The organism is Aquirufa salirivi, assembly GCF_045310485.1.
Taxonomy (GTDB): domain Bacteria; phylum Bacteroidota; class Bacteroidia; order Cytophagales; family Spirosomataceae; genus Aquirufa; species Aquirufa salirivi.
On record NZ_JBEWZH010000001.1, the window covers coordinates 536,315 to 562,712 of the forward strand.

The window sequence follows — 26,398 nt, forward strand, 5'->3', positions numbered from 1 at the left end:
TTCTAACAAATAAAACATATGAATTACCTAGTTGGTCTTTTATCCGTTGTATTCTTCATCTTAGCGATTACAGTAATCAGCAAGAGTTTGAAGCTTAACAAAAACCTGAGTGGTGAAAATGAGTCAGATTCTGCTCTTGATTCACATAATAATACCAATGCCGTTGGATTCTTACTCTTCTGGCTTTTTGGAACAATTGCTGGTGTTTGGTCATTCTTACATTCACAACCTGATTTCCTTCCAGAAGCAGCTTCCGCTCATGGAGTAAAAACAGATTCCATGTTCTGGATTTCGATGGCAGTTGTAACATTTGCCTTTTTTATAACCAACTCTTTGTTGTTCTTTTTTGCATTTCAATATCGCAACGATAAAAATAGAAAAGCAACGTTTTACCCAGTAAACCATAAGCTTGAAATTATCTGGACAATTATCCCAGCTATTGTCATGGCTATCTTGGTATTCACAGGATGGAGAACTTGGAGAGATATTACCTCTCAAGCACCCAGTAATGCCGTAGTGATTGAATTAACAGGTCACCAATTTGGTTGGTATGTACGTTATGCGGGCAATGATGATAGCCAATTGGGGAACATCAACTATAAATTAATTGACGAAACCAATAGCTTGGGTTTAGATTTTACCGATAAAAACACATTTGACGATTTTACTGCTAGTGAATTACACCTTCCAAAAGGTGTACCTGTCTTGTTGAAAATCAGAGCTCAAGATGTATTGCACTCGGTATATTTACCTTTCCAACGTGTTAAAATGGATGCTGTACCAGGTATGCCAACCAAATTCTGGTTCACTCCCACTATATCTACTGACGAAATGCGTGTCAAGTTAGGTAAGAAAGATTTCAATTTTAAATTAAACTGTACGGAAATTTGCGGACGTGGTCACTTCGGTATGGCCATCACCGTTTTTGTGGATGAGCCTGCAGATTACAAAAAATGGGTATCGGAACAAAAACCATTCTTAACCATGAATCCGGCGTACTTATCAAAAGTACCTGAGAATTTAAAAGCGAAAGCAAGTAAATATATTCCAGCTGAGCCAATCGAAACAGATAGCACTGCTGTCGAAGCTGTTAGTGTCAAATAATTAGAAAGAATTTAGCAAAAATAATACCTATGTCAACAGCCGTATCAACTACTGAAGAAGTACACGCTCATGGACACGATCATGGTCATGATCACGAGCATGAACATCATGAACTTGGTTTTATCCGTAAGTACATCTTTTCAGAAGATCATAAGACGATTGCAAAACAATATTTAATTTCAGGTATCCTATGGGCATTCATTGGAGGATCATTATCGATCATCTTCCGTTTGCAATTAGGTTTCCCAGATATGAGCTTAGAATGGTTAAGACCTATTTTAGGTGAGTGGATTGATGAGTCAGGAAAATTAGATAAAGAATTCTATTTAGCCTTAGTAACCATGCACGGAACGATCATGGTGTTCTTTGTATTGACAGCAGGTCTATCGGGTACTTTCTCTAACTTTTTGATTCCATTGCAAATTGGTGCACGTGACATGGCTTCTGGCTTTATCAATATGTTATCCTATTGGTTCTTTGCCTTGTCGTCTGTAATCATGTTCTCCTCATTATTCATTGAAACTGGTCCAGCTTCTGGAGGTTGGGTGATTTATCCTCCATTAAGCGCATTACCACAAGCTATGCCGGGTTCTGGATTAGGTATGACTTTATGGCTAACCAGTATGGCCTTATTTATTGTGTCACAATTAATGGGTGGTATCAACTACATTTGTACCATCATTAACTTGAGAACACGTGGTATGACATTCACCAAAATGCCATTAACCATCTGGTCATTCTTCTTTACAGCAGTACTAGGATTACTATCATTCCCTGTATTATTATCTGCAGCTTTATTATTGATTTTTGACCGTAGCTTCGGTACGTCTTTCTATTTATCAGAAATATATATCCAAGGTCAAGCGCTTCCTAACATGGGAGGTAGTCCAATCTTATACCAACACTTATTCTGGTTCCTAGGTCACCCAGAGGTATATATCGTATTATTACCTGCCCTAGGTATGACTTCAGAGGTGATTGCAACCAACGCACGTAAACCAATTTTCGGTTACCGTGCCATGATTGGTTCCATGATGGGTATTACGGTGTTGGCCTTTATCGTATGGGCCCACCATATGTTCGTAACAGGTATGAATCCATTCCTTGGTTCCGTATTTATGTTCTTAACCTTGATCATTGCTGTTCCTTCAGCAGTTAAAGGATTTAACTACATCACAACACTTTGGAAAGGAAATATCGTATTTACTCCGGCCATGTTATTCTCCATTGGTCTTGTATCACTATTTATTTCAGGTGGTGTGACAGGTATCATTTTAGGTAACTCGGCTTTGGACATCAACTTACATGATACCTATTTCGTGGTAGCTCACTTCCACTTAGTAATGGGTGCGGCCTCTTTCTTTGGTTTAATGGCTGGTGTTTACCACTGGTTCCCTAAGATGTTTGGTCGTATGATGAATAAGTCGGCTGGTTACATTCACTTCTGGTTTACATTTGTAGGTGTATATTTAGTATTCTTCCCCATGCACTACACAGGTATTGCAGGATTCCCAAGACGTTACTATTCATTTACCGCAATTGGAAATGATGGAGAAGCTGCATTCGCCGATTTAAATGCTTTCATCTCGATTGCTGCGATTATTACTTTCACAGCTCAAGCCATTTTCTTTGTTAACTTCTTCTATTCCATTTTCAAAGGAAAGCGTGCTACACAAAACCCTTGGAAATCAAATACATTAGAGTGGACAACACCGATTGTACCTGGACATGGTAACTGGGAAGGAGAAATTCCTGCCGTGTATCGTTGGCCATATGATTATAGCAAACCTGGCTCTGAGGCAGATTTTATCCCTCAAAATATCCCTCACTCTGCAACTCCTGAATCCAATCTTCCTGAAGAGAATGATGAGATTGCAAAAGAGAAGGAAATTGAAAGTTTATTAGCGGCTCAGAACGAGAGTTACAACCGATAAAAACCAATAACTTAAAAGATGCATCGAAATGATTCTCATTTGGATGCATCTTTTTTTTTCACCCCACAAACATGACATTCCAAAAATTTGGCTTTGTTACTTTACTTTGTATCTACCTCTTAATTTTAGCTGGAGGAATCGTTCGAAGTACGGGATCAGGAATGGGTTGCCCAGATTGGCCAAAATGTTTTGGGAGATTCATCCCTCCAACGAAAGAATCCGAGTTACCTCTCCATTATGAAATAACCTATAAGGAAAAATTACATGGTGAAGTATTATTTAACCCAACCAAAACTTGGATTGAATACATCAACCGTCTCATAGGAGCATTAACGGGTCTCTTCGTTTTAATAACCACCATATTAGCATTCAAATCAGGGAAGAAAGAATTTATACTTTCATTTCTAGCCCTATTGCTTGTTTTAGGCAATGCCGTATTGGGTAAATATGTAGTAGATTCATTCCTATTGCCTGGCGTAGTCACCTTGCATATGCTATTGAGTATTGGCGTATTATTTCTGCTATTTAAGGCCTTACACGTCAAACAAAGCTCCATCCAAATTCCTACTTCGGTTCGAACCATGATATTGATTAATTTAGTGATCATTCTTGTGCAAATTATTTTAGGCACCCAAGTAAGAGAAGAAATGGATCATGTGATTGTTCAATACGGAGAAAATGCCAAATCAGAATGGATCGGTCATCTAGGTAATATCTACATTATTCACCGAACTTTTTCTTGGATAGTACTCATTAGCCATTTGATCCTTTGGAATAAAATAAATAAATCAAAAATCAGCTCGTTAAAAAACTATAGTACCTACTTGTTAGTTTTTCTAAGTATATCCTTAATTACTGGAATATTAATGGCTTATGTCAACTTACCTTTAGGCAGCCAAGCCATCCATTTAACCATTTCACTAGTGATTCTTGGATTACACATGAACACGTGGATTAAAACAAGCACTCACGCATAAGATGTCAATAATTAAACCATATATAGCCCTGCTAAAATCCAGACTATCCATCACGGTAGCATTCTCTGGTACATTTGGCTATTTATTGGCTCCTATTGAACATACGACCTTTCATATTATTTTAATATCCTTAGCTGGCTTTCTTCTCACGGGAGCGGCCAACATCGTCAATCAATTAAAAGAAATTGATTACGATAAGTTGATGAAAAGAACGGCAAAAAGACCATTGCCCACAGCAGTCTTGCAACCTCAGCAAGCCAAAATTTATGGAATTATCCTTTTATTTATTTCATTAGGTTTACTTAGCTATTTATCATGGAAAGCCGCTATTATTGGGTTCATTTCCTATATTTTGTATGGCTTTGTATATACCCCATTAAAGCGAGTAGGGCCTATTTCCGTATTTGCAGGAGCTATACCTGGAGCCTTCCCTCCTATGATTGGCTGGCTAGCTGCTACACATGAATTTGGATGGGAACCAGGTATTTTATTTGCCATTCAGTTCTTTTGGCAATTCCCTCACTTTTGGGCAATAGCTTGGGTTGCCGATTCTGATTACAAAAAAGCAGGATTTAAAATGCTCCCCAATGATGGAAAAAAAGACATGAAAACGGCTTTCACCATCATGATTTACACCATATTTTTAGTACCATTAGGACTCGTTCCTTATTTACTGCATATGACAGGAATACAGTCGGCTATCATAGCCGTCATAGCCGGTAGTTTATTCCTCTGCCAAACTTTCTACTTGATGATGCGCCCAACAGATAAAGCAGCTCGTTGGATGATGTTTGGATCATTTTTCTATTTACTCGTAGTGCAAATTGCCTTTTTATTTGATAAAATTTAATAACATGAACGCAGAAACCAATTCCATAGAAGCCAAAGCGACCCGCTCTGTGAATCCCAAAATATTCACGATGTGGTTGTTCATCGTATCGATTATTATGTTATTTGCTGCTTTTACCAGTGCCTATCTTGTACGGAAAGCAGAAGGAAACTGGGTAGAGTTTCAATTGCCTAATTTATTTTGGATTAGTAGTGTTGTCTTACTACTTAGCAGTGCATCCATGCATTTTGCATTATTAGCCGCAAAAAAAGACCAATTTAATGCGTTAAGAATAAGTATTTCTATTACTTTTGTGCTCGGATTATTGTTTTTAATTTTACAATATTTCGGATGGGTACAATTAGTCGAAATGAACGTTTATTTCGTCGGGAATCCATCAGGGTCATTTGTCTACGTTTTATCTGGTCTTCACGGTCTACATTTAATCTCCGGATTGATTGTACTAATTGTAGCACTAGTTGCTGCATTCCGTATGAAAATCAATGCCAAAGCCCTTACTCAAATTAAAATTTGTTCCACTTACTGGCATTTTTTAGATGCATTGTGGATTTATTTATTTTTATTTTTAGTGTTTAACAATTAAGCTATTACCTCATGTCAGTTGCACACGCTGCCCCTACTGTTCCTGAAAATTTAACTTGGACAGGTGGTTCTGAACCTCTTAAAGCTAGTTATGGAAAACTCATGATGTGGTTTTTCCTACTTTCTGACACCTTTACATTCTCGGCACTCTTGGTGACTTATGGAATGATTCGTTTCAGTCAACCCGCTTGGAAAGGAAGTCCAAGTGATTTCTATTTTTCAACACAACACTGGCCAATCCCAGAAAAAGTGTTTGAAGCAGTTCCATTTTTACACGGCATATCATTACCCTTGGTATTCGTAGGTATTATGACCTTCATTTTGATTGCATCTTCCGTAACCATGGTATTAGCTGTTGAAGCTGGTCACCGCGGTGATCGCAAAGATGTAGAAAAATGGATGTTATGGACTATCGTAGGTGGTTTTACTTTCTTAGGCTCACAAGCTTGGGAGTGGGGTCACTTCATCCACGGACCAGAAGATTTGTCTTTAGCAGCTAAACAATTGGTAGATGGTGTCATGACCCCTATCGAAGGAGCCAATTTAGTGCGTAATCCTTATGGACCTCCAGCTTTTGCGGATTTGTTCTTTTTCATTACGGGTTTCCACGGGACACACGTATTTTCAGGAGTTATCCTAAACATTTTGATTTTCTTCAATGCTGCAACTGGTGTTTATGAGCGTAGAGGTCATTATGAAATGGTTGAAAAAGTAGGTTTATACTGGCACTTTGTAGACCTTGTTTGGGTATTCGTATTTACCTTCTTTTATCTTGTTTAATATTTAATTCCCTAACATATGGCTTCGCACGTTACTGCACACGAAACCTCAGAAAAAGAAATTCCAGCTCCTCAAACTGGCGCTATTTGGAAAACTTTTTGGATTCTTTTAATTCTTACAGCAATTGAATTCGTTATTGCTTTTACATTGCCAGCTAACACTTTACGTGTAGCTATCTTTTCCGGTATGACAATCGTTAAAGCTTTTTATATCGTAGGTGAGTTCATGCACTTAAGACATGAAGTGAAAACGCTTATCTGGGCAGTTTTAATCCCTACTGTATTCGTTGTTTGGTTACTTGTAGCCTTGATCTACGAAGGTGGTCATTTGTATTAGTAGACCCTAAACTCTTATTGGCGCATGACTAAAAAGACAGGCATTTTATTAACCATTTTAATAGTGCCTGTCTTATTTTATATAGGCTTGCACGAATTTGGCAATAATCATTTTCAATTACCTCGATACATTCCAGAAATAGATTCCACTACAGGTGAAGTCAAAATGGAAAAACGTATGAATCCACGTTGGAATGAATCCGACATGGATACCGTATTCTTCCGAATACCCTCTTTTCAGCTTACCGATCAAAAAGGCGCTCCTTTTTCTTCTAAAGTTCTAGATAATCAGATTTATGTGGCGAGCTTTTTCTTTACTCGCTGTACCACAATTTGTCCTAAAATCACGACTCAAATAAGTAGATTACAAGATACTTTTAGCCAAGACAAAGACATCAAGCTAGTATCCATTTCAGTAGACCCCCATTTTGATACACCTGAAAAGTTAGCAGAATATGCGAATCGATTTGAAGCCAAACCCGATAAATGGTATTTTTTAACGGGCGACAAAAAAACAATTTATCCCTTAGCGTTAAAAGGGTTTCATGTTCCATTGGCAGATGCTTCTGAATATGATCAAGCTATTAAAAATCCAGATGAAACATTTATCCACTCTGAGAGGTTAATACTGATAGATAAAGAGAAGCATATTCGAGGTTTCTACGATGGGACAGATAAAAAGGAGGTAGACCGCCTTATGATGGAAATCAAAGTTTTAAAACAGATTTATGCGAGTGAAAAATAATATGACAGCTTATAAAATTGAAAACACACCTAGAAATAATCAGATAGTTAATATTTTGTCCTTGGTAATTCCCATTGCTGTTGCGATGTTAAATGCCATTCAAACGAAGCTAGCCTTAGGCACATGGACAAAAATACTTCCCCACGTGAATGGTGTATTAAATGCCACTTGTTCGATCATATTGATTTTGGGTTTTATCGCCATCAAAAACAAAAACATCGAAATGCATCGCAAATTAATGGGGGTAGCTTTTGTATTAGGTAGTCTTTTTTTAGTATCCTATGTAAGCTATCATATTTCCAATGAGCCAACCAAGTTTGGGGGTACGGGCTGGTTAAGACCAACTTATTACATATTACTTTTTTCTCACATTTTACTTTCCATTGGCGTTGTTCGCTTAGTGTTAAAGGCCATTTTCTATGCCATTACAGATCAAATTGATTCTCATAAAAAATTAGTCAAATGGGCTTTCCCTATTTGGTTATATGTTAGTGTTACAGGTGTATTGGTGTATTTGTTAATTGCTCCGTATTATGTATAAAAAATTCATTCCCCTGCTTTTAATTTTGTTGTTAGTACTTGTGCAATTTGATAGTGTTGCTCAATGCGCCATGTGCCGCACTACCGTAGAAAGTACCATTTCCAATGGCCGATCCAACATAGCAACTGGCTTAAATACCGGAATTTTATATTTATTAAGTGCCCCATATTTGTTGGTGGGTGCTATCGCCTTTTTATGGTTCCGTCAAAGCAAAAAAGAACAACAAGAACGCATAGCTAGATTTAAGATCCGACAAAAGGTAAGTCAGATACTTGGACAATAATTAATCCCAAATAGGATATTGAGTCAATTTAATAGCCTCTCCAAAAAATAGTTGAGTGGACTTTTCAAAGGAGTCTGTGTAGTCTGAAACGAAAAACTGTCGAGAACCTATTTCTCCAGTTTGTATCGACAAATCATGTTTCTCCAAAATATGTTTAATTTCTTGTGCCACAATTTGAGAAGTATCAATGACAGGAATTTGGCCATGATAAAATTGATCTATCTGCGCTTTGATCAGCGGATAATGCGTGCAAGCTAAAATTAAACCTTCGATATTCTTGAGCACATCTTGTTCCAAATATTCTCGAATGATCTGTTCTGAAATGGTATTATTAAAGAAACCTTCTTCAATCATGGGAGCCAATAAAGGTGTCGCTAAGGATTGAATATGGATATCTTTACCCAAAGCTTCTGCCTTCCGAGCATAAATTCCTGAATTCACTGTTTGCTTAGTACCAATCAAACCCAAGGTTTTGCCTGCCCACTGTTGATCCAAATATTGAATGACAGGATCTATCACATTGACCACAACAGCTTTTGTCCCTACATAGGTTTTCACCAAATCATAAGCCGCTGCCGAGGCTGAATTACAAGCAATCAATATTAACTTACAATTTTTCTCTAAAAGTAAATTACAAATCTTAACCGAATACGCTTGAATGGCCGTAGCGGATTTGTCCCCATAAGGTAAGTGAGCTGTATCACCAAAATAAATGATGGGTTCTTGTGGAATCAATTCTGTAATGGCATGAGCTAGGGTAAGGCCCCCAATTCCACTATCAAAAATCCCAATGGGTGCAGAGTTTGGCATATGTATTAAATCTGCGTAAAGAAAGGAATTTTGAAAATCTTTTCAAACCCGTGCAACCATTTATGTTTAATGCACATCTTTACATTCAAATAAGTTCTATAATCATTGAGTAAAACTTTACTACCCTTCAAGAGCGAACAAGAGTTAATTCAGGCTTGCCAAAAACAAGACCGAAGAGCTCAACAAATTATCTACCAGGTAAACGCTGGAAAGATGATGGCAGTGTGTAAGCGCTATTTAGGTGTAGGTCCAGATGCGGAAGATGCATTAATGGAAGGTTTCATGAAGGTCTTTAGTAAAATAGACAACTTCCAAGGCCAAGGGAGTTTTGAGGGGTGGATTCGAAAAATCATGGTAAATGAATCACTTATGAAAATTCGAAAAACAGCCAATCGCTATGATCAAGACATTAATGAAACATATGATATTGCCCATCCCGAAGATGCTTTAATGCATTTGGGAGTAGAGGAAATTCAAAATTTAATTTTGGAATTACCTCCAGGTTACCGGACGATATTTAATTTATATGCCATAGAAGGCTATTCTCATGTTGAAATTAGCGATATGTTACAAATATCAGAAGGTACATCAAAGTCACAGCTTTCAAGAGCTAGACAAATATTACAGAGTAAATTAAAGGAATTACAAGCATGAAAAAATCATCGGTTGACAACTGGGATTCCCTTGAAAAAAAATGGCAGGAAAAACTAGACTCTCACGAAGAGGAAGTTCCAGCCGCTATTTGGAATCAAATTGAAAAAAAGCTTGACGAGAAAAAAGGAAGGGCAGTCCCTTTCATCATTCATCGCCGACAATGGTCGTGGGCTGCTGTTTTATTCATATCCTTTGGAATAGGCTGGTGGCAATTATCCAATCCAGATGCTTTAGTGGATGAATCTAAAATAGCCAACCACATACAAACTGAAATCCATGCGCCAGTCCAACATTTACCAAATTCGAATACGCCAGAAATAGTTGAAAGTAATAAGTCGACTAATCCAATTACCGTAAATCATGTAGAACCCATAGTAAGCCATCGTTCACATACTTCTTCCATTCAAGAGACAAGAAGTACAGTAGCATCGAGTTCTGAAATAGAAGAAAGTAATCCCAATACCAATCCTATTATTCTAGCTGATAATAGGGCATTTGAAAAAGAAAAACCTGCTTCATTGGCAAAGGAAGAAAGTGTCGAAATGTTAATTGACATTCAACCAAGCCAAGCGAACAATCAAGAGAAAGAAAATAGCTATGTTCCGGAGCCTAGCAAAAAAAGAAATTCCTTGTTTGCTCGTGTAGTGAAACAATTAAGACAGGCCATCGATGGTGAACCTGTAGATTGGCAAACTTTAAAGCAGGGAGACCCCAAACTAGAAAACAGTATTCATCAGGTGGTGAATACCTATATCAAAACCGAACAAGTAGTACAAAGAACATTTCAATTTTAAGTTTATGAAAAAATTATTCATCTTAGGATTCATCCTACTTAGCACAGGTCTATTTGCTAGACCAAATCAAGATTCCTTATTATTAAAAATTGATAAGCGTAATCAGGAAATTATTGGCAAACCCAATAATTCAAAAAAATCGTTGAAAGAAGAATTGCAAGCCATTTTTTCAAAAAATGGATTAGTCCTGGAGGATAGTTTGTGGCAAAGTATCCGCAAGGCCGTTCAAGCTGATAATGAGAAAGATACTTCCATTGTTGTTAGCATAGGAGGGAAAAATGTAAATATCAAATTACATCAAGCTGGATTTAATGGCACTAAAAGCGTATCGGTAGCCAAGGCAAACTCAGCAGGCTCCCCCGGCTCTAACAACAAACAAGTGGAAGTTGGACTCAAGGGCATTCATGTCAAGGAAGGTAATGAAGAAGTTCATGTAGGTTGGAATGGCGTGCAGGTAAAAGAAGGGGATGAAGTCACACGGGTAATCTGGGGCAAAGACTCTACTAAAATACAGGCCAAAGATCGAAATTTCTACCAACGAAAAGGCTTAAATCTATATTTGGGCTTAAATGGAACCAGTGGTAATTTGCCTGCTATGAGTATTGCCCAGTTTCCTGCTCCCTTGTTGTCTACCGACTTTGGATTAAAACCAATGGGCTCAAGATATGTAGGTTTAGAAATTTCTAGATCGATCCGATTGGCTTCAAATGCAAAATCTAGGTTTAATTTAGGATATGGTTTACAATTTGATTGGTATAATTTCATGTTCGATCATAATCGAATCATTCAAAAAGGGACTGATGCAGTTATTTTTCAACCGATTATTGATGGCAATGGAGGGGAAACGGTGTTATCAAAAAACAAAATGACTGTTAGCTATTTAACCATACCGATTATGCCACATTGGACATATTCTAAAGAATCCGCTGTACAAATGATTGGTTTAGGTGGCTATGTCTCCTATCGATTAGACAGTTATACGAAAGCAATTGAAGATAAAACAGATAATTTACACAAGACCACATCCAATTTATTTGTCAATCAAATACGCTATGGTGTTCGAGCGGAGTTTGCACTGAAACATTTCCCTGATTTATTTTTCTCATATGATTTAAGTCCCTTATTTGAGAAAGGAAAAGGACCCGATGTACAGGCATTTAGCTTTGGTTTCCGATTATTGTAAAATTAATTTAGAAATATTTCACCAAGGTGTTTGTGGATACCAAAATTTGAGCTACTTTTGCGAACTATTTCAGTAAAACGTTTGACTGAAATAAGAAAGAGGGGGATATACCAGAGCGGCCAAATGGGGCAGACTGTAAATCTGCTGGCGAATGCCTACGGTGGTTCGAATCCATCTGTCCCCACCATTCGCACACAGGAAAGTACCATGTTTTTGTGTTGTTAAGTACCAGCGGGAGTAGCTCATTTGGTAGAGCGATAGCCTTCCAAGCTATAGGTGGCGGGTTCGAGCCCCGTCTCCCGCTCAATAAATGTCGTTCTATGAGGAAGCTCATAGACGATTTTTATATTGGTAGGGCCCAGAATACCTACTATTGGCCCTAGGGTAAAGGCCTTTGTAGCTCAGTGGTAGAGCACTTCCTTGGTAAGGAAGAGGTCGGCAGTTCAATCCTGCTCAAAGGCTCTAAAATACCAAAATACTCGCAAGAGTAGCTTCAATTAGCACATTTTGAAACTTTTTATAACTAAATTAAGAACTAAATAATCATGGCAAAAGAGAATTTTGACCGAAGTAAACCCCACGTAAACATTGGTACTATTGGCCACGTTGACCACGGTAAAACTACCTTGACTGCTGCTATCACAAAAGTTCTTTCTGAAAAAGGTCTAGCTGAGAAGAAAGATTTCTCTTCCATTGACTCTGCTCCAGAAGAGAAAGAGCGTGGTATCACAATCAACACTGCTCACGTTGAGTATTCAACAGTTAACCGTCACTATGCTCACGTTGACTGTCCAGGTCACGCTGACTACGTGAAAAACATGGTTACAGGTGCAGCCCAAATGGACGGCGCTATTCTAGTAGTTGCGGCTACAGACGGTCCAATGCCACAAACTCGTGAGCACATCCTTTTGGCACGCCAAGTTGGTGTACCTCAATTGGTTGTTTTCATGAACAAAGTGGACATGGTGGATGATCCTGAATTATTAGAATTAGTAGAAATGGAGATTCGCGAGCTTCTTTCATTCTACGAATTTGATGGTGATAACATTCCAGTAATCCAAGGTTCTGCTTTGGGTGGTTTGAATGGAGATCCTAAGTGGGTAGCTACAATCGATGCTTTGATGGATGCCGTTGATAGCTGGATTCCACTTCCTAAGCGTGACGTAGATAAGCCATTCTTGATGCCAGTTGAAGACGTATTCTCGATCACAGGTCGTGGTACAGTGGCAACAGGTCGTATCGAGACAGGTATTATTAACTCAGGTGAGACAGTAGATATCTTAGGTATGGGAGCTGAAAACTTGAAATCAGTAGTAACTGGTGTTGAGATGTTCCGTAAGATTTTGGATCGTGGTGAAGCTGGAGATAACGTAGGTTTATTGTTACGTGGTATTGAGAAAACTGATATCCGTCGTGGTATGGTTATCTGTAAGCCAGGTTCTGTTAAGCCGCACACTAAATTCAAAGCTGAGGTTTATATCTTGTCTAAAGAGGAAGGTGGTCGTCACACTCCATTCTTTAACAAATACCGTCCGCAGTTCTATTTCCGTACAACAGACGTAACAGGAGAAATCATGTTGCCAGCTGGTGTGGAGATGTGTATGCCAGGTGATAACTTGACAATTGAAGTTACATTATTGAATCCTGTAGCTATGGATAAAGGTCTTCGTTTCGCGATTCGTGAAGGAGGTCGTACTGTAGGTGCTGGTCAGGTAACTGAAATCTTAGACTAATTAATTAGTTGATATCAAAAAAGAGCGGTTTATCCCGCTCTTTTTTTTTGCCTAATATTTTTAGATTTTAGATTTTTAGATTTGACAACTTTTAAAAATCTGTAGTCAAACCTAAATACTAACGAATGACACATGAAATAAATTATGCTATGAAAAAAATCCTTGCGTTATTATCACTTATCTTATTAAGTCATTTGGCCATGAGCCAAGAATACTATGAAGTAAGAACATACCAAATGAAGTTTAGAGGGAATTTGGGAGTGGTTGAAAAATATATTTCCACTGCACTCATTCCTGCATTAAACAAGTATGGCGTATCTAAAGTGGGTGTTTTCAAAGATTTAGGGAAACCCGAACCAGCTATTTTAGTTGTCACAATCCCTTTTTCTTCCCTAGAATCATATGCTGGATATAAAGCTGCCTTAGAAAAAGATGAAGCATATCAACAAGCAAGTAAAGCATACTTTGATATGGTAGGCTTGGATAAACCATTATTTGAAAAAATATCCACTTATTTTGCCAAAGGTTTTAAAGGTCATCCCTCTCTAACGTTGCCAACAAAAAATGAAGGTCGGATTTATGAATGGAGAACCTACGAATCATATAATGAAGATGCTTTACGTAGAAAAATTGCGATGTTTGACGATGCAGAACTTCAAGTTTTTGAAAACGTAGGATTACATCGGGTTTTCTTTGGAGAAGTTTTGGCTGGAGAGAATACACCCTGCTTAACCTACATGATCAGCTTTGAAAATATGGCTGAACGCGATAAAAATTGGGCAAAGTTTTCTGCCGATCCAGAATGGAAACGTATTTCGAATGATCCCAAATATGCCAATAGTCACTCCAGAACAGTTCGACGATTCTTGGAACCAACGGCATATTCTCAGTGGTAATTGCTTTTAATTAATCAGGGGTTTGCGAATTAGGAAAATTTGCCTAATTTTGCAGTCCTCCTACGGGCATAGTATAATGGTAGTATGCAGGTCTCCAAAACCTTTGGTCAGGGTTCGAATCCTTGTGCCCGTGCCATGTAATAATTTTTAAAGCCGAATAATCGGTGAAAATATGAGCAACTTTACATCATTAATTAAGGAATCTTGGGTAGAAGTAACTGAAAACGTTACTTGGCCTAAATTTTCCGAACTTCAAGCAAGTTCTATATTGGTTTTAGTGGCCTCTCTAATTTTTGCCATCTTGGTAGGATTAGTTGATTTGGCATTCAAATCTGGATTGGATTTATTTTATAGTTCATTTTAACAGGGCTTAACCCGATCCTTAACACGAAAATAGCCATGGCAGAGACTAAATGGTATGTTTTGAGAGCAATTTCAGGACAAGAGAAAAAAGTGAAAACGTATATGGAGAACGAAATCGCACGTCAAGGCGTAGCGGATGCTGTTCCTCAAATATTGATTCCTACCGAAAAGATTTATGAAATCAGAAAAGGGAAAAAGGTGATTCGCGAGAAAAATCTATTCCCTGGATACATCATGATTGAGGCGGATTTGGCAGGTGAGGTGAGTCACATTTTAACTTCTACACCGGGTGTCATTGGTTTTCTTCAAACGATGAATGAGGAAATTGAAGAAACTAAAATTGAAGGTGGAAAGACGAAAAAAGTGAAAGTCGTGGTAAAAAAGCCCATGCCATTGAGTCAATCTGAAGTGAATCGTATTTTAGGTAAGGTAGATGAGTCGGCCGCTGTAGAAGACTTTGCTTCGGTATCCTTCATCAAAGGCGAAACGGTGCGAGTTATTGACGGGCCATTTGCGACTTTTGAAGGAACAGTGGAAGAGATTCACGAGAACAGTAAGAAATTATCCGTGATGGTGAAAATCTTTGGAAGAAATACTCCTTTGGAATTAAATTATTCTCAAGTAGAGAAATAAAGTAAAATTATGTTGGATTGAGAAACCCTAACCTTTTGGTTGGGGTTTTTTATTTTATTTCACTTTGCTATACTTGTGCGAAAAATCAGATGAAATCATCTACTAACCACTATACATATGCCAGAAATCACGATTACCAAGCTAGGTTCAATACTGCGCGCTCAAGGTATTTCAATCAAAAATGCTCGAACCCAAGAATTTCTAAGTAGAAACCAAGAGAAACAAGATACTTTTCATTTACCTCCAGGAAACCATGTTTTAAAAATAGGCTTTCGCTTCAATCCATTCCAATATCCCTCCTCCCGATTTTCCATCAATGTACCTGAGGGCAAACATGTATATTTTGATCTTAAAGAAAAAGTAATTGCCCATTACCTTATTGCACTATTATCGATCTTCACCATACTTGTAATTGGGGCCATAATAGAGTTTGCATTGAAAAGAAACAGCATATTCATGGGAAATCTAGTCGTCTCCATACCCTTATTATGCTACGACCAAATCAAGATTTTAACTTGCTTGCCTCAATTCAAACTTTTAGGCAATGGATATCTAGAATTATACCATGGCTGGGAATATTAATTTGAATTAATATCAATTCGCTTTGGTATATCAAATAAATCTCCTAATTTTGCAGTCCGTTTAAAAAGCGGCATTCTATTCGATTGATTATCAAACGGATGAATGGATTGGAAGGTTTGTTACGCTGGAAGATCAAAACGAGGTACATCAGATAAGGAAGCTTCCACCCTTATTGGCAGATAAACCTCAATAATTCACTTAAAAACGATGTTTTAATATGGCAAAAGAAATAGCTGGTTACGTTAAGCTTCAATGCAAAGGTGGCCAAGCCAATCCTTCACCGCCCATCGGTCCTGCATTAGGTTCGAAAGGATTAAATATCATGGAGTTCTGTAAGCAGTTCAATGCTAGAACTCAAGATAAAAACGGCGTAGTATTGCCGGTCCTAATTACTTATTACGCAGATAAATCGTTTGATTTCGTTGTAAAAACGCCTCCTGCGCCAATTTTGTTATTGGAAGCAGCTAAGGTAAAATCAGGTTCGGCTCAGCCAAACTTGAAAAAAGTAGGATCTGTTTCTTGGGATCAAGTGCGAGTAATCGCTGAGACTAAGATGCCAGACTTAAACTGTTTTACAATTGAAGCAGCAATGAGTATGATTGCTGGAACGGCCCGATCAATGGGTATTACTGTTTCTGGAGAGAAACCGTTCTGATTGTAATAATCAGAATTTAACATTTTAATAAAAAGGTAATGGCAAAACTTACGAAGAAAAAAAAGGAAGCCCTTTCTAAATATGACGCGACGTTAGAGTATTCTCTAAATAAAGCGGCTGAAATTTTGAAGGAAATTTCCTATACAAAATTCGACGCCTCGGTGGACATTGATGTTCGCTTAGGAGTAGATCCCCGCAAAGCCGACCAAATGGTTCGTGGTGTGGTTGCCCTACCTCATGGAACAGGAAAAGACGTACGAGTTCTCGTATTGTGTACTCCTGATAAAGTAGAGGAAGCAAAAGCAGCCGGTGCTGACCATGTAGGATTAGATGATTATATTTCAAAAATCGAAGGAGGCTGGACCGATATCGATGTAATCATCACAATGCCTACGGTTATGGCCAAATTAGGTCGCTTGGGTCGTGTGTTAGGTCCACGTGGACTTATGCCTAATCCAAAGTCTGGTACAGTAACTTTGGAAGTAGGAAAAGCAGTAAATGAAGTGAAAGCTGGTAAAATTGACTTTAAAGTTGATAAAACAGGTATCATCCATACCTCAATCGGTAAGGTTTCATTTGATGCTAGCAAAATTGCTGAAAATGCGCAAGAAGTAATCAATACCTTGATGAAATTGAAGCCATCTTCTGCAAAAGGTACATATGTTAAATCGATCAATATATCTTCTACTATGTCTCCGGGCATTGTTATTGATAAGGCGACAGTAACTGGATTGTAATCATGACAAGAGAAGAAAAAAATCAGATTATTGATGAGTTAAGCGAAAAGTTCGCGGTAACTCCGTACTTCTACATTGCAAGTACAGCCGGTTTAACAGTAGCTCAAGCTACAGAATTCCGTAGAATGTGCTTTTCAAGAGGTTTAGAATACAAAGTATTCAAAAACACCTTGATCGCAAAAGCATTAGAGAAAACGGGAAATGACTATTCTGCATTCAACGAAGGTGTATTGAAAGGTATGTCTGGAATCATTTTCTCCCCAGAAAATGCTAAAGTTCCAGCTAAATTGATCAAAGACTTCCGTAAAGAGGCAGGAAAGGATAAAATTGCATTCAAAGGCGCTTCTATTGAAGGGGGTTTATACATTGGTGAAGACCAATTAGCAGCACTTGAAAATATCAAGTCGAAAAACGAGATGATTGGAGAGGTTATTGGCCTATTGCAATCGCCTGCTAAAAACGTTATCTCTGCTCTTACAAGCGGCGAGAAGAAATTAGCTGGTATCGTGAAGACTTTAGGAGAGCGTCCTGAATAATTACCCGATATTACCGGGGTTTTACCCCACAAAATAATTAATTCTTAACAATTAAATTTTCAAAAAATGGCAGATTTAAAAGCGTTCGCTGAACAATTAGTGAACTTAACTGTAAAAGAAGTAAATGAATTAGCTGCTATCCTTAAGGATGAGTACGGTATTGAGCCAGCTGCTGCTGGTGCTGTTTTAGTTGCAGGTCCTGCTGCTGGTGCTGGTGACGGTGCTGATGCTCCTGCAGAGAAAACATCTTTCGATGTAGTCTTGAAAGCTGCTGGTCCTAACAAATTAGCAATCGTTAAATTAGTAAAAGACTTAACTGGTTTAGGTTTGAAAGAAGCGAAAGATGTAGTTGATGCTGCACCGAAAGCTGTTAAAGAAGGTGTATCTAAAGACGAAGCTGAAGGTTTGAAAAAAACTTTAGAAGAAGCTGGTGCTGAAGTTGAATTGAAATAATTCACACACTGATTTTAGAAAAAAGGGGATGGCAACATTCCCTTTTTTTTGCTTTATTTGAATTCTAATTGCCATTACCTAATTTATTCCACATGCGTGATTTGATCCAATTACTTCCCGATGCCATAGCAAACCAAATTGCTGCCGGAGAAGTGGTACAAAGGCCCGCATCCGTAGTCAAAGAGCTCATGGAAAATGCCATTGATGCTCAAGCTACTTATATCCAACTCATCATCAAAGATGCTGGAAAAGGAATTATCCAGGTTATCGATAATGGAACAGGGATGTCAGAAACAGACGCAAGAATGTGTTTTGAAAGACATGCCACATCTAAAATTAGAAAAGCAGAAGACTTATTCAGTATCAAAACCATGGGCTTTCGAGGTGAAGCCATGGCCTCCATCGCCTCTGTGGCACAAGTGGAATTAAAAACCAAAAGAGAACAAGATGAGCTGGGCACTTTAGTCCGAATGGAAGCCTCTGTTCTAAAAGTCCAAGAAAATATCCAACAACCGATTGGCACTTCGATCACCGTTAAAAACTTATTTTATAATATACCGGCTCGAAGAAATTTTCTAAAGTCTAATCCGGTAGAAATTCGACATATCCTGGATGAATTTCAGCATGTCGCACTAGCACACCCCCATATTCGTTTTTCCTTTGTTCAAAATGAACAAGAAACCTATCTATTACCCGCTGAAAAACTAGGTAAAAGAATTGTTGATCTATTTGGGAAAGGCTATCGAGAACAATTAGCATCTTGCGAAGAAGACACCTCCTATGTCAGCATTAAAGGCTATGTAGGTAAACCTGAACATGCCAAAAAAACACGAGGAGAACAATTTTTCTTTGTCAATGATCGATACATCAAAAATGCTTACCTAAATCATGCCGTAATGAGCGCCTATGAACGCTTATTACCTGAAGGTTCATTTCCATTCTATGTTTTGTTTTTAAGCATCGATCCTAGTCATATTGACATCAATGTCCATCCAACCAAAACGGAGATCAAATTCGACGACGAAAGGTCCATCTATGCCATTGTTCAGGCAGCTGTAAGAAAGACCTTGAGTATACATAACCTAATACCTTCTCTGGATTTTGATACCAATGTAAATTTTAACATTCCTCACAACCCAGCTGGACAAGCCGCTTCAAATAGAAGTGGAGATTTTTCATCTGCTTCAGGAAATACACATTCCAATAAAAATGTGCAAGATGCTTGGAAAAAACTATATGAAGGCTTACAAGACAATATTCAGGCATTTGAACAACAAGCTCCAGCTATAAAAGCTCCATTATTTGAACAACATTCATACAGCTCTGAAACCATTTTACAAAGTCGGGCCAACCAAAGAGAAAATACCGAATTCAATACTTCCAATTTTCAGGTTATTCAAATACTGCAGAAATATCTCGCTTTAAGTTGGTCAAATGGCCTTATTCTTATCGATCAAAAAAGAGCCTATCAACGCATTCTGTATGACCAATTTATGGATCATTTGCAGAGAAAAAATGGAGCATCCCAGCAATTACTTTTTCCTAAATTATTACATATTAGTCCAGCCGACCAATTAATATTAGAAGAAATCAAAGAGGATCTTCTATATCTAGGCTTTCAATTAGCCCTGGAAGATGGAGCCAAGTATTGGGTCAAAGGAATACCAGCTGGTTTAGGAGAAGAAGATGGCCAATCCTTGCTAGAAGGAATATTAGAACAAGTCAAACATGAAGCCAGTGATCTTAGCAAACACCGGAATGAAAAAATTGCTCAAGCAATGTCTAATAGATCGGCCATCAGATACCAACAAAAAAAATTGAGTAACGAAGAAATGAATGCTTTGGTGGAACAATTATTTGCAAGTAGCAATCCTAATTCCTCCCCGAATGGTGAGCAAATTAGCCGCGCCCTTCACCTTCAAGAAATTATCAATTTACTGAACTAATCATCTATTTTTTATATTTCGGTTTTGAGGGATTAAATTGCTTCTTTGCCATTTTTGCTACGGCATAGACCATATTGGCTACCGTGGCTGGCACCATAGTAATCAAACCTGTCCCTTGTTTAAAATCTGGATTTTGGTTTAAAAAATCATTGACATACTTATTCTTATGTCGCAATGTCTCAAAATTCAAACTCGTTTCTTCCATTTTAAATGGGGTATTCCTAACGCGACTATATCTTTCTATTTCAAAAAGATCGTAAATCTTATTAATGGTGGACGTTTGAGAAGGTAAGTTATTCTCATAACGCAGGAAGTTTTTAGTATATTCCCTAATAACCGAATAAATAATGGGGTTGATTGGATTGGAATAAAAAACCACCTTTTTCGACAAATTTTTTAACTTGATGAAGATCATTTCCCATAGAAAATCATGATAGGGCATTTTAACGATATGTCGATAATTTCTTTCTACCGATAAGGTTAATCGAATGATCACTAAATCTTCATGTGTCAATATGGTAAAATAGCAGAATCCCACCATTTTATCTTTTACCATAAAACTCCAGATAAAAACTTCATCAGGAACAGGATAACAAAATGACCCGCCTAATGCTTCTTCTAAAGTAAGATTGGGACCAATGGTATGTGTTAAAATAGCATAAATGCCCGAAAACAAGTCTGAATGAATATCAATATCCTGTTTTTTTATGTGGTACTTTACAACCCTCATAGAACTAATTAAAAAAGTACCCTTTTAAATAAAATTAAGTCCTAAAGAAACATAATTTTTTAAAATAATCATCCTTAAGAATGTTATCAATCTACTAAATCACTACTTAGTCAAACTTGAAGAAAATTATTTGGCTAATTCAACCGCTCGATCTCTAGCAGCAAAAATACCTTTTTTTAAACCTTCTCCAACTTCTTTTTCACCAAAGGTCTTTAATGCAGCTTCAGTGGTTCCCCCTTTGGAAGCTACAGCCTGAATTAATTCATCCAACGACTTGTCGCTGGTTTGCATCAGGTGATAAGATCCTAGCATTGTTTGCTTCACTAATAAGGCTGACATGGCAGGGTCGAATCCCATGGCTACACCAGCATCAATCATATTTTTTATTAAATAAAAGAAATAGGCTGGCCCACTACCACTCAATCCAGTCACAGCATCCAATAAACTTTCTTCTTCTAAAAATACAGCTCGACCTGTTGAGTTGATTAAATTCTCTGCCAATCGAATATCCGACAATCCTACTTCTGGTGCTGAAGCAAATGCTGTCATTCCCATACCTAATAATGCAGGGGTATTAGGCATAGCCCGAATAATTAATGGGTAAGATAAACTTGCTTGAATTTTCTTTATAGGAATACCTGCCATGATAGAAAGCACCAATTGGCCAGGTCGTAAATATTGTTTCAACTCTTCCGACACAGAAGGATAATCTTGTGGTTTTACGGATAAGATAACCAAATTAACAGATGATATTTTCTCAGAAATAGTATCTACAACAATTCCGGCCTTTTGTTCTTGTAAAATATCGCCTCTTTCCTTATTTTTTTCAATGAGTAATAAGTCTTCCTTTTTGACCAAATTATATTGAATAAAAGAATTGGCAAAAGCCATTCCCATATTTCCGCAACCAATAATGGCAATTTTCATCTGTTATTTTCCTTTAAATAAATTTTCTAAAAATTGATCTAAGCTTGCCCCTCTAAGTCCTTTGGCCATAATTTTACCTTCCCTATCCAACATAAATGTCATAGGAATAGCTGAAACTTGATAAGCTTGAGCGGCCACAGAATTCCAATATTGCAAATCAGAAACATGTTTCCAGGTTAACTGATCCGTATCTATGGCCTTTAGCCAAGCACTTTTGTCTTGATCTAAACTAACCCCAAAAATTTCAAAACCCTTGTCTTTAAAGCGTGCATAGGTTTTAATGACATTGGGGTTTTCCCGTCGACATGGGCCACACCAACTTGCCCAAAAATCAATCAAAACATATTTCCCGCGCAAAGAGGAAAGAGCTACTTTTTCTCCATTGGGTGAGGGTAAACTAATTTCTGGCGCTTCGGAGCCTATACTGACACCTTTCAAACGTTTTAGATTTTCCAAAAATGGCTTTATCTGAACATGATTAGGTCTGGCAGCTTTAAATTTTTCAGCTATGATTTCCAAAGTTGCCATCTCTGTTTCTACCGGTAAAAAATTCGTTGTCCAAAGTGCTACCAAGTTTGCTCCCATTTGTGGGATTAAGGCTTTAATTTGACTAAGAGCTGCATTTTGTGACGTTTCAAATTCCTTTTGAATTCGGGTTTGGGAAGCTGGTGTTTTTTGAATTTCGGCATTCCAAGCAATGACCTTTTTTTCAAGGCCCTTGGATATAGCCATCACTTGGTTCATCATCTTGATGTTAATCGATTCTCCGACAACACGATAGGTACCTGGTTTATCCGGTAAATTCACGCCATCGGCTTCTATTTGAACTTGCTCATTTCCTTCTAATATGACCATGACCTTTTGAGGATTGGCTATATCATAAAAATTAATGAGATAAAATCCTCCATCATCCAACACCTTACCCCGAAAAACTACGCTGTTATTTTGATCAGGACTTAAAGAATCTATTTTGATAGCTTGCCCACGAGCATTTAGAAATTCTAAATATACTTTTCTTTGGGGTACTATTTGCTTGACCTTGACTTGAACGGTATATTCTTGAGCCTGTAAAGCAAATGACATAAGGAAAAATGCAAGCATGCAGATACGGTTCATAGCTAATTATTATTGAGCCAAAGCCTCTTGGACTAATTGATTAACAAGTTTTGGGTCGGCTTTGCCTTTTGATTTTTTCATAACCTCCCCTATAAACAAAGCGATTAACCCTTTTTTTCCCTTATGATATTCTTTTACTTTATCTGGAAAAGCACTAATTACTTCTTGAACGAATTGTAATAGCTCTTCATTGTTATCTGCCAAAGCCCATCCATATTCATCGACTAATTGTTTGGGCGTTTTAGTAGTATCATGAATGCAAAGTGGGAATAATTGATGTGCCGCTAAATTATGTGTGATGGTCCCTAGTTCAACTAAGTCGACAATCTCTGCCAAATTTTTAGGACTAATTTTCAAATCTTGAATGTGTACTACGTGTTCATTCATATGGGATTTTACAGGGCCCATTAACCAATTAGATAAAGCTTTATGGGCCTTGGTATGTGTTGCGGCCTCCTTAAAATACAAAGCCATTTCTTTTGTATCCGCTAAAAAGTGTGCGTCATATGCCGGTAATCCAAACTGTTCTATTAATTCTTTTTCTTGCTCCCAAGGTAATAGAGGCATGGTATTTTTAACTTCATTGATCCAATCTTGGCTAATGTGCAAAGGAGCTAAATCTGGTTCGGGGAAATAACGATAATCATTCATCGTTTCTTTAACTCGCATACTCGAAGTTTTACCAGTATGGGCGTCAAATGTACGTGTTTCCTGAATAATGATTTCACCTGCATCTAACATCGCTGCTTGCCGGGTGCATTCAAATTCAATGGCGCGCTGAATGTTGCGAATGGAATTCATGTTTTTGATTTCCACTTTGGTTCCTAACTTATCTGCACCAATAGGTCTCAATGAAATATTGACATCGGCACGTAAGGACCCTTCTTCCATATTACCATCACAAATGCCTAAATAGCGAACCAATTTGCGAACTTCGGAAACGAGAGCAAAAGCTTCTTCAGAAGAATGCAAGGTGGGATCCGTCACCATTTCAATTAATGGAGTTCCGGCTCGATTATAATCAATAAAACTATATGGATTATCGCCCTCATGCAGAGATTTACCGGCATCTTCTTCCAAATGAATGTGGTGAAAAGAAATGTATTTCTCTTCTGACTTTAACTTAACCTTTATTTTCCCACCTAAGCAAATAGGCGTTTTATCTTGGGTAATCTGATAACCCTTTGGAAGATCAGGATAAAAATAATTTTTACGGTCAAAATATTGCCATTCATTTATTTCAGACCCGATGGCTATTCCCATTTTAATGGCGTATTCAACCACTTTTTTGTTTAAAAAGGGCAAAGTTCCAGGATGACCTAAGCTGATGGGAGAAATTAATGTATTTGCCTCTCTACCAAATCGGACAGCATCGCTCGCGAAAATTTTGGAATCCGTTTGCAGCTGTGCATGGATTTCAAGCCCAATAACCGGTTGATAAATAGTAGATTGAAATGTACTCACAGATTTGAAAAATTAGATCATCAATAGTCTGTAAAGATACAAAAAAGGATAGGAAAGCTAGGCTTGGCGCTTGATTTTACAAGTACACGCCACTTTATGTTGATAATTAACCCAATAAGCGACTGAAATAAAAATCCCTAAGAGTAAGCCAAATGCCCACTCAAAGGGATTTTTACCCAAACTCACTTCAACTACCTTGACTAAAACAGCTAGAGCGAGGTAGATCATCGGTAAAAATTTACGATGTTTTTTGTAATCTTGAAAAAGTAAAATGATGGCCAATAAAAAACTAGTGGATACTAAAATCCATTCAAACGTCGATGTAAAAGCGAAACTACTTGCAATATATGGGGCAAAAAACAAAAAGATAGGCAATGTCATGCAATGAATAGCACAGGCTATCGAGAAAAATAAACCCATCTTTTCTATTGGCAAGAAATGTCTATATCTTTTCATTATTTAGATATTATACTAATTATTTAATCTCTAATTTAAACTCTAAATCAATATCTGTTGATCCAATTTCTTCATCGCCTGTTTTAGTTCTTTTTCCATTAGCAGGAGGTTGGTGTTTTAAAATTACGTGCAATTTACCAATTCCTTTCCCTTGGGTTTTACCTGTATTTTTAAGTCCAATGGGTAGATTATTTTTATCCTTGTCTTTCGCTTTTAGTGAGAATAAAGAGGCTGGTGTAATTTTATATACAAACAAGTGAGCTTCAGCATCTTCTTCAATTTTCTCGGTCACATCAACACGTGGTTTTCTGGAATCATCGTAAACTTTTACTTCCATTTCATAATTTTCATTGGCATCGAGCACGATGGATTCAAATTTATCGGGTGGAGTGATGGAATTAGCATCTAGATCTTGAAAGGAAAAAGTTTTAGTAACATTTTTACTATCAGTAAATTCGAGCTGAACTGTGGTAATGAGTTCATTATCATCAGTAGGTTCTATTTCAGGATCTTTTTTACAGGAAAATAAGGTTAAACTAAAAATTAATACATAGAATAAGTTCTTTTTCATAGGAGGACTATTTTGCAATACTGTTGCAAATATACAAAGAAGATTTATTATTGCAACGATGTTGCAATATATATTGTAACATTTAACTAGTTATATATCAAATTTTACATGCTTCATTGATAATATCCTTTCTGCTTGGCGGAACCGTGATTCACACCGCTTACGGCAGTTAGAATGTAGCATGAAAATAAATTGTAAATGATGAAGTATAAATTATGAATGGATTTGGCTACATTCTAATCACTAATAACTAATCCCTATACAGGTTAATCCCAACGAAAGATGGGAACGAAGCATGAGCGAAGCGGCAGGCGCATCTTTGACCTCGTGCGTAGGCTAAAGCTAAGCGTCAAAGATTAAAGCCGTATGCGGAGTGAACATCGGTTCCGCGCATGCGGAATTCGTATTGGATTAACCGTATTTCCTCTGTTTTTTTTGTTTCTTTTTTTTATAAAAAAAAGAAAGACCATGAAAAGGTTTATTCCAACAATGCAGCACTAATAAATGGTAAATGGTGAAGTATAAATTATGAATGGATTTGGCTACATTCTAATCACTAATAACTAATCCTTATACAGGTTAATCCCAACGAAAGATGGGAACGAAGCATGAGCGAAGCGGCAGGCGCATCTTTGACCTCGTGCGTATGCTAAAGCTAAGCGTCAAAGATAAAGCCGTATGCGGAGTGAACATCGGTTCCGCGCATGCGGAATTCGTATTGGATTAACCGTATTTCCTCTGTTTTTTTTGTTTCTTTTTTTTATGAAAAAAAGAAAGACCATGAAAAGGTTTATTCCAACAATGCAGCACTAATAAATGGTAAATGATGAAGTATAAATTATGAATGGATGTCGGATTCACATTCGAAACTCTAATAACTAACCACTAATTCTACATTCTACATTCAGCAAAAAAAAAGCCCACTAGAATCTAGCGGGCTTGGGGATAATAATAACTTGGAGCTTACTTACTTTCCCGGGTTTGATCCCAGTATCATCAGCGGTGCGGGGCTTAACTTCTCTGTTCGA

Annotated in this window: 30 protein-coding genes and 4 tRNA genes; 27 read left to right on the top strand and 7 right to left on the bottom strand. The window is 37.6% G+C overall.

Features of this window, described 5'->3' with window-relative positions; genetic code table 11:
* Window positions 1–18: 18 nt before the first annotated feature.
* The 10 genes from U0R11_RS02245 to U0R11_RS02290 all read left to right on the top strand — a co-directional run bounded on the left by U0R11_RS02245 (window position 19) and on the right by U0R11_RS02290 (window position 8,131).
* On the top strand, window positions 19–1,104 hold the full coding sequence (locus U0R11_RS02245) for a cytochrome c oxidase subunit II (protein WP_406749599.1): 1,086 nt from the start codon (window positions 19–21) through the stop codon (window positions 1,102–1,104).
* A 29-nt stretch (window positions 1,105–1,133) separates the two neighbouring features.
* Window positions 1,134–3,038 (top strand): cytochrome c oxidase subunit I, encoded by a 1,905-nt coding sequence (locus U0R11_RS02250; protein ID WP_406749600.1) that lies wholly within the window; start codon window positions 1,134–1,136, stop codon window positions 3,036–3,038.
* A gap of 71 nt (window positions 3,039–3,109) precedes the next feature.
* Entirely contained in the window at window positions 3,110–4,015 is a 906-nt protein-coding gene (locus U0R11_RS02255; RefSeq protein WP_406749601.1) for a COX15/CtaA family protein, read from the top strand.
* Between the two features lies 1 nt (window position 4,016).
* Window positions 4,017–4,865: a heme o synthase gene (cyoE, locus tag U0R11_RS02260; RefSeq protein WP_406749602.1), complete on the top strand. Its 849-nt coding sequence runs from the start codon at window positions 4,017–4,019 to the stop codon at window positions 4,863–4,865.
* Between the two features lie 4 nt (window positions 4,866–4,869).
* A complete protein-coding gene (locus U0R11_RS02265; protein WP_406749603.1) occupies window positions 4,870–5,448 on the top strand; it encodes a cytochrome c oxidase subunit 3 in 579 nt (192 codons plus the stop codon).
* Window positions 5,449–5,459: 11 nt separating this feature from the next.
* Window positions 5,460–6,227, top strand: a complete 768-nt coding sequence (locus U0R11_RS02270) for a cytochrome c oxidase subunit 3 (protein WP_166229861.1) — start codon at window positions 5,460–5,462, stop codon at window positions 6,225–6,227.
* An 18-nt stretch (window positions 6,228–6,245) separates the two neighbouring features.
* Window positions 6,246–6,563, top strand: coding sequence for a cytochrome C oxidase subunit IV family protein (locus U0R11_RS02275; protein ID WP_406749604.1), 318 nt, complete (start codon window positions 6,246–6,248; stop codon window positions 6,561–6,563).
* Between the two features lie 24 nt (window positions 6,564–6,587).
* A complete protein-coding gene (locus U0R11_RS02280; RefSeq protein ID WP_406749605.1) occupies window positions 6,588–7,307 on the top strand; it encodes an SCO family protein in 720 nt (239 codons plus the stop codon).
* A gap of 1 nt (window position 7,308) precedes the next feature.
* On the top strand, window positions 7,309–7,848 hold the full coding sequence (locus tag U0R11_RS02285; RefSeq protein WP_406749606.1) for a DUF420 domain-containing protein: 540 nt from the start codon (window positions 7,309–7,311) through the stop codon (window positions 7,846–7,848).
* A gap of 25 nt (window positions 7,849–7,873) precedes the next feature.
* A complete protein-coding gene (locus tag U0R11_RS02290) occupies window positions 7,874–8,131 on the top strand; it encodes a hypothetical protein (RefSeq protein WP_406749607.1) in 258 nt (85 codons plus the stop codon).
* On the opposite strand, the gene murI is transcribed toward U0R11_RS02290, so the two are convergent.
* Window positions 8,132–8,941 carry a glutamate racemase gene (murI, locus tag U0R11_RS02295; protein ID WP_406749608.1) on the bottom strand — a complete coding sequence of 270 codons (810 nt, stop codon included), beginning with the start codon at window positions 8,939–8,941 and terminating at the stop codon, window positions 8,132–8,134.
* Window positions 8,942–9,046: 105 nt separating this feature from the next.
* Between murI and U0R11_RS02300 the strand changes: the two genes are divergently transcribed.
* The 17 genes from U0R11_RS02300 (at window position 9,047) to mutL (ending at window position 20,106) form a co-directional block, all read left to right on the top strand.
* Window positions 9,047–9,595 carry an RNA polymerase sigma factor gene (locus U0R11_RS02300; RefSeq protein ID WP_406749609.1) on the top strand — a complete coding sequence of 183 codons (549 nt, stop codon included), beginning with the start codon at window positions 9,047–9,049 and terminating at the stop codon, window positions 9,593–9,595.
* Window positions 9,592–10,389 (top strand): hypothetical protein, encoded by a 798-nt coding sequence (locus U0R11_RS02305; RefSeq protein WP_406749610.1) that lies wholly within the window; start codon window positions 9,592–9,594, stop codon window positions 10,387–10,389. Before U0R11_RS02300 ends, U0R11_RS02305 begins: the two co-directional genes overlap by 4 nt.
* 4 nt (window positions 10,390–10,393) lie before the next feature.
* Window positions 10,394–11,572 carry an outer membrane beta-barrel protein gene (locus U0R11_RS02310; RefSeq protein ID WP_406749611.1) on the top strand — a complete coding sequence of 393 codons (1,179 nt, stop codon included), beginning with the start codon at window positions 10,394–10,396 and terminating at the stop codon, window positions 11,570–11,572.
* A 101-nt stretch (window positions 11,573–11,673) separates the two neighbouring features.
* Window positions 11,674–11,759: transfer RNA gene (locus tag U0R11_RS02315), tRNA-Tyr, on the top strand.
* A gap of 44 nt (window positions 11,760–11,803) precedes the next feature.
* Window positions 11,804–11,876 (top strand) — tRNA-Gly (locus U0R11_RS02320).
* Window positions 11,877–11,962: 86 nt separating this feature from the next.
* A tRNA-Thr gene (locus U0R11_RS02325) sits at window positions 11,963–12,034 on the top strand.
* An 83-nt stretch (window positions 12,035–12,117) separates the two neighbouring features.
* Entirely contained in the window at window positions 12,118–13,305 is a 1,188-nt protein-coding gene (tuf, locus tag U0R11_RS02330; RefSeq protein WP_406749612.1) for an elongation factor Tu, read from the top strand.
* A gap of 149 nt (window positions 13,306–13,454) precedes the next feature.
* Window positions 13,455–14,201, top strand: a complete 747-nt coding sequence (locus tag U0R11_RS02335) for an NIPSNAP family protein (protein WP_406749613.1) — start codon at window positions 13,455–13,457, stop codon at window positions 14,199–14,201.
* Between the two features lie 62 nt (window positions 14,202–14,263).
* Window positions 14,264–14,337, top strand: a tRNA-Trp gene (locus tag U0R11_RS02340).
* Window positions 14,338–14,373: 36 nt separating this feature from the next.
* Complete coding sequence (secE, locus tag U0R11_RS02345) at window positions 14,374–14,565, top strand: preprotein translocase subunit SecE (RefSeq protein WP_166375032.1); 192 nt, start codon at window positions 14,374–14,376, stop codon at window positions 14,563–14,565.
* Window positions 14,566–14,600: 35 nt separating this feature from the next.
* Window positions 14,601–15,197 carry a transcription termination/antitermination protein NusG gene (gene nusG / locus U0R11_RS02350; RefSeq protein ID WP_166375033.1) on the top strand — a complete coding sequence of 199 codons (597 nt, stop codon included), beginning with the start codon at window positions 14,601–14,603 and terminating at the stop codon, window positions 15,195–15,197.
* Window positions 15,198–15,314: 117 nt separating this feature from the next.
* The gene (locus U0R11_RS02355; protein ID WP_406749614.1) at window positions 15,315–15,779 is read left to right on the top strand and encodes a hypothetical protein; all 465 of its coding nucleotides are present in this window, start codon (window positions 15,315–15,317) and stop codon (window positions 15,777–15,779) included.
* A 217-nt stretch (window positions 15,780–15,996) separates the two neighbouring features.
* Entirely contained in the window at window positions 15,997–16,434 is a 438-nt protein-coding gene (gene rplK, locus U0R11_RS02360) for a 50S ribosomal protein L11 (protein ID WP_109321960.1), read from the top strand.
* A 38-nt stretch (window positions 16,435–16,472) separates the two neighbouring features.
* Window positions 16,473–17,171 carry a 50S ribosomal protein L1 gene (gene rplA / locus U0R11_RS02365; protein ID WP_109321959.1) on the top strand — a complete coding sequence of 233 codons (699 nt, stop codon included), beginning with the start codon at window positions 16,473–16,475 and terminating at the stop codon, window positions 17,169–17,171.
* 2 nt (window positions 17,172–17,173) lie between these two features.
* Window positions 17,174–17,707: a 50S ribosomal protein L10 gene (gene rplJ, locus U0R11_RS02370; protein WP_406749615.1), complete on the top strand. Its 534-nt coding sequence runs from the start codon at window positions 17,174–17,176 to the stop codon at window positions 17,705–17,707.
* Window positions 17,708–17,773: 66 nt separating this feature from the next.
* Complete coding sequence (gene rplL, locus U0R11_RS02375; RefSeq protein WP_406749616.1) at window positions 17,774–18,160, top strand: 50S ribosomal protein L7/L12; 387 nt, start codon at window positions 17,774–17,776, stop codon at window positions 18,158–18,160.
* A 92-nt stretch (window positions 18,161–18,252) separates the two neighbouring features.
* Entirely contained in the window at window positions 18,253–20,106 is a 1,854-nt protein-coding gene (gene mutL, locus U0R11_RS02380; protein ID WP_406749617.1) for a DNA mismatch repair endonuclease MutL, read from the top strand.
* Window positions 20,107–20,110: 4 nt separating this feature from the next.
* Here the strand turns inward: mutL and U0R11_RS02385 are convergent, their stop codons facing one another.
* The 6 genes from U0R11_RS02385 to U0R11_RS02410 all read right to left on the bottom strand — a co-directional run bounded on the left by U0R11_RS02385 (window position 20,111) and on the right by U0R11_RS02410 (window position 25,370).
* A complete protein-coding gene (locus U0R11_RS02385) occupies window positions 20,111–20,836 on the bottom strand; it encodes a hypothetical protein (protein ID WP_406749618.1) in 726 nt (241 codons plus the stop codon).
* Between the two features lie 126 nt (window positions 20,837–20,962).
* A complete protein-coding gene (proC, locus tag U0R11_RS02390) occupies window positions 20,963–21,763 on the bottom strand; it encodes a pyrroline-5-carboxylate reductase (RefSeq protein WP_406749619.1) in 801 nt (266 codons plus the stop codon).
* Window positions 21,764–21,766: 3 nt separating this feature from the next.
* The gene (locus U0R11_RS02395) at window positions 21,767–22,879 is read right to left on the bottom strand and encodes a peroxiredoxin family protein (protein WP_406749620.1); all 1,113 of its coding nucleotides are present in this window, start codon (window positions 22,877–22,879) and stop codon (window positions 21,767–21,769) included.
* A 9-nt stretch (window positions 22,880–22,888) separates the two neighbouring features.
* Complete coding sequence (gene gatB, locus U0R11_RS02400) at window positions 22,889–24,343, bottom strand: Asp-tRNA(Asn)/Glu-tRNA(Gln) amidotransferase subunit GatB (RefSeq protein WP_406749621.1); 1,455 nt, start codon at window positions 24,341–24,343, stop codon at window positions 22,889–22,891.
* 57 nt (window positions 24,344–24,400) lie between these two features.
* Window positions 24,401–24,799 carry a MerC domain-containing protein gene (locus U0R11_RS02405; protein WP_406749622.1) on the bottom strand — a complete coding sequence of 133 codons (399 nt, stop codon included), beginning with the start codon at window positions 24,797–24,799 and terminating at the stop codon, window positions 24,401–24,403.
* Window positions 24,800–24,818: 19 nt separating this feature from the next.
* Entirely contained in the window at window positions 24,819–25,370 is a 552-nt protein-coding gene (locus tag U0R11_RS02410; protein ID WP_406749623.1) for a hypothetical protein, read from the bottom strand.
* Window positions 25,371–26,398: the final 1,028 nt, after the last annotated feature.

Bases quoted from the DNA above. Each gene is read 5' to 3' on its own strand.
- proC (WP_406749619.1), bottom strand. From the start codon at position 21,763: ATGAAAATTGCCATTATTGGTTGCGGAAATATGGGAATGGCTTTTGCC.
- U0R11_RS02255 (WP_406749601.1), top strand. From the start codon at position 3,110: ATGACATTCCAAAAATTTGGCTTTGTTACTTTACTTTGTATCTACCTC.
- U0R11_RS02385 (WP_406749618.1), bottom strand. From the start codon at position 20,836: ATGAGGGTTGTAAAGTACCACATAAAAAAACAGGATATTGATATTCAT.
- U0R11_RS02355 (WP_406749614.1), top strand. From the start codon at position 15,315: ATGCCAGAAATCACGATTACCAAGCTAGGTTCAATACTGCGCGCTCAA.
- rplK (WP_109321960.1), top strand. From the start codon at position 15,997: ATGGCAAAAGAAATAGCTGGTTACGTTAAGCTTCAATGCAAAGGTGGC.
- U0R11_RS02275 (WP_406749604.1), top strand. From the start codon at position 6,246: ATGGCTTCGCACGTTACTGCACACGAAACCTCAGAAAAAGAAATTCCA.
- mutL (WP_406749617.1), top strand. From the start codon at position 18,253: ATGCGTGATTTGATCCAATTACTTCCCGATGCCATAGCAAACCAAATT.
- U0R11_RS02305 (WP_406749610.1), top strand. From the start codon at position 9,592: ATGAAAAAATCATCGGTTGACAACTGGGATTCCCTTGAAAAAAAATGG.
- rplA (WP_109321959.1), top strand. From the start codon at position 16,473: ATGGCAAAACTTACGAAGAAAAAAAAGGAAGCCCTTTCTAAATATGAC.
- cyoE (WP_406749602.1), top strand. From the start codon at position 4,017: ATGTCAATAATTAAACCATATATAGCCCTGCTAAAATCCAGACTATCC.
- U0R11_RS02395 (WP_406749620.1), bottom strand. From the start codon at position 22,879: ATGAACCGTATCTGCATGCTTGCATTTTTCCTTATGTCATTTGCTTTA.
- U0R11_RS02335 (WP_406749613.1), top strand. From the start codon at position 13,455: ATGAAAAAAATCCTTGCGTTATTATCACTTATCTTATTAAGTCATTTG.
- tuf (WP_406749612.1), top strand. From the start codon at position 12,118: ATGGCAAAAGAGAATTTTGACCGAAGTAAACCCCACGTAAACATTGGT.
- murI (WP_406749608.1), bottom strand. From the start codon at position 8,941: ATGCCAAACTCTGCACCCATTGGGATTTTTGATAGTGGAATTGGGGGC.
- U0R11_RS02245 (WP_406749599.1), top strand. From the start codon at position 19: ATGAATTACCTAGTTGGTCTTTTATCCGTTGTATTCTTCATCTTAGCG.
- U0R11_RS02270 (WP_166229861.1), top strand. From the start codon at position 5,460: ATGTCAGTTGCACACGCTGCCCCTACTGTTCCTGAAAATTTAACTTGG.
- U0R11_RS02310 (WP_406749611.1), top strand. From the start codon at position 10,394: ATGAAAAAATTATTCATCTTAGGATTCATCCTACTTAGCACAGGTCTA.
- U0R11_RS02250 (WP_406749600.1), top strand. From the start codon at position 1,134: ATGTCAACAGCCGTATCAACTACTGAAGAAGTACACGCTCATGGACAC.
- rplL (WP_406749616.1), top strand. From the start codon at position 17,774: ATGGCAGATTTAAAAGCGTTCGCTGAACAATTAGTGAACTTAACTGTA.
- rplJ (WP_406749615.1), top strand. From the start codon at position 17,174: ATGACAAGAGAAGAAAAAAATCAGATTATTGATGAGTTAAGCGAAAAG.
- nusG (WP_166375033.1), top strand. From the start codon at position 14,601: ATGGCAGAGACTAAATGGTATGTTTTGAGAGCAATTTCAGGACAAGAG.
- secE (WP_166375032.1), top strand. From the start codon at position 14,374: ATGAGCAACTTTACATCATTAATTAAGGAATCTTGGGTAGAAGTAACT.
- U0R11_RS02280 (WP_406749605.1), top strand. From the start codon at position 6,588: ATGACTAAAAAGACAGGCATTTTATTAACCATTTTAATAGTGCCTGTC.
- U0R11_RS02265 (WP_406749603.1), top strand. From the start codon at position 4,870: ATGAACGCAGAAACCAATTCCATAGAAGCCAAAGCGACCCGCTCTGTG.
- U0R11_RS02285 (WP_406749606.1), top strand. From the start codon at position 7,309: ATGACAGCTTATAAAATTGAAAACACACCTAGAAATAATCAGATAGTT.
- U0R11_RS02410 (WP_406749623.1), bottom strand. From the start codon at position 25,370: ATGAAAAAGAACTTATTCTATGTATTAATTTTTAGTTTAACCTTATTT.
- U0R11_RS02405 (WP_406749622.1), bottom strand. From the start codon at position 24,799: ATGAAAAGATATAGACATTTCTTGCCAATAGAAAAGATGGGTTTATTT.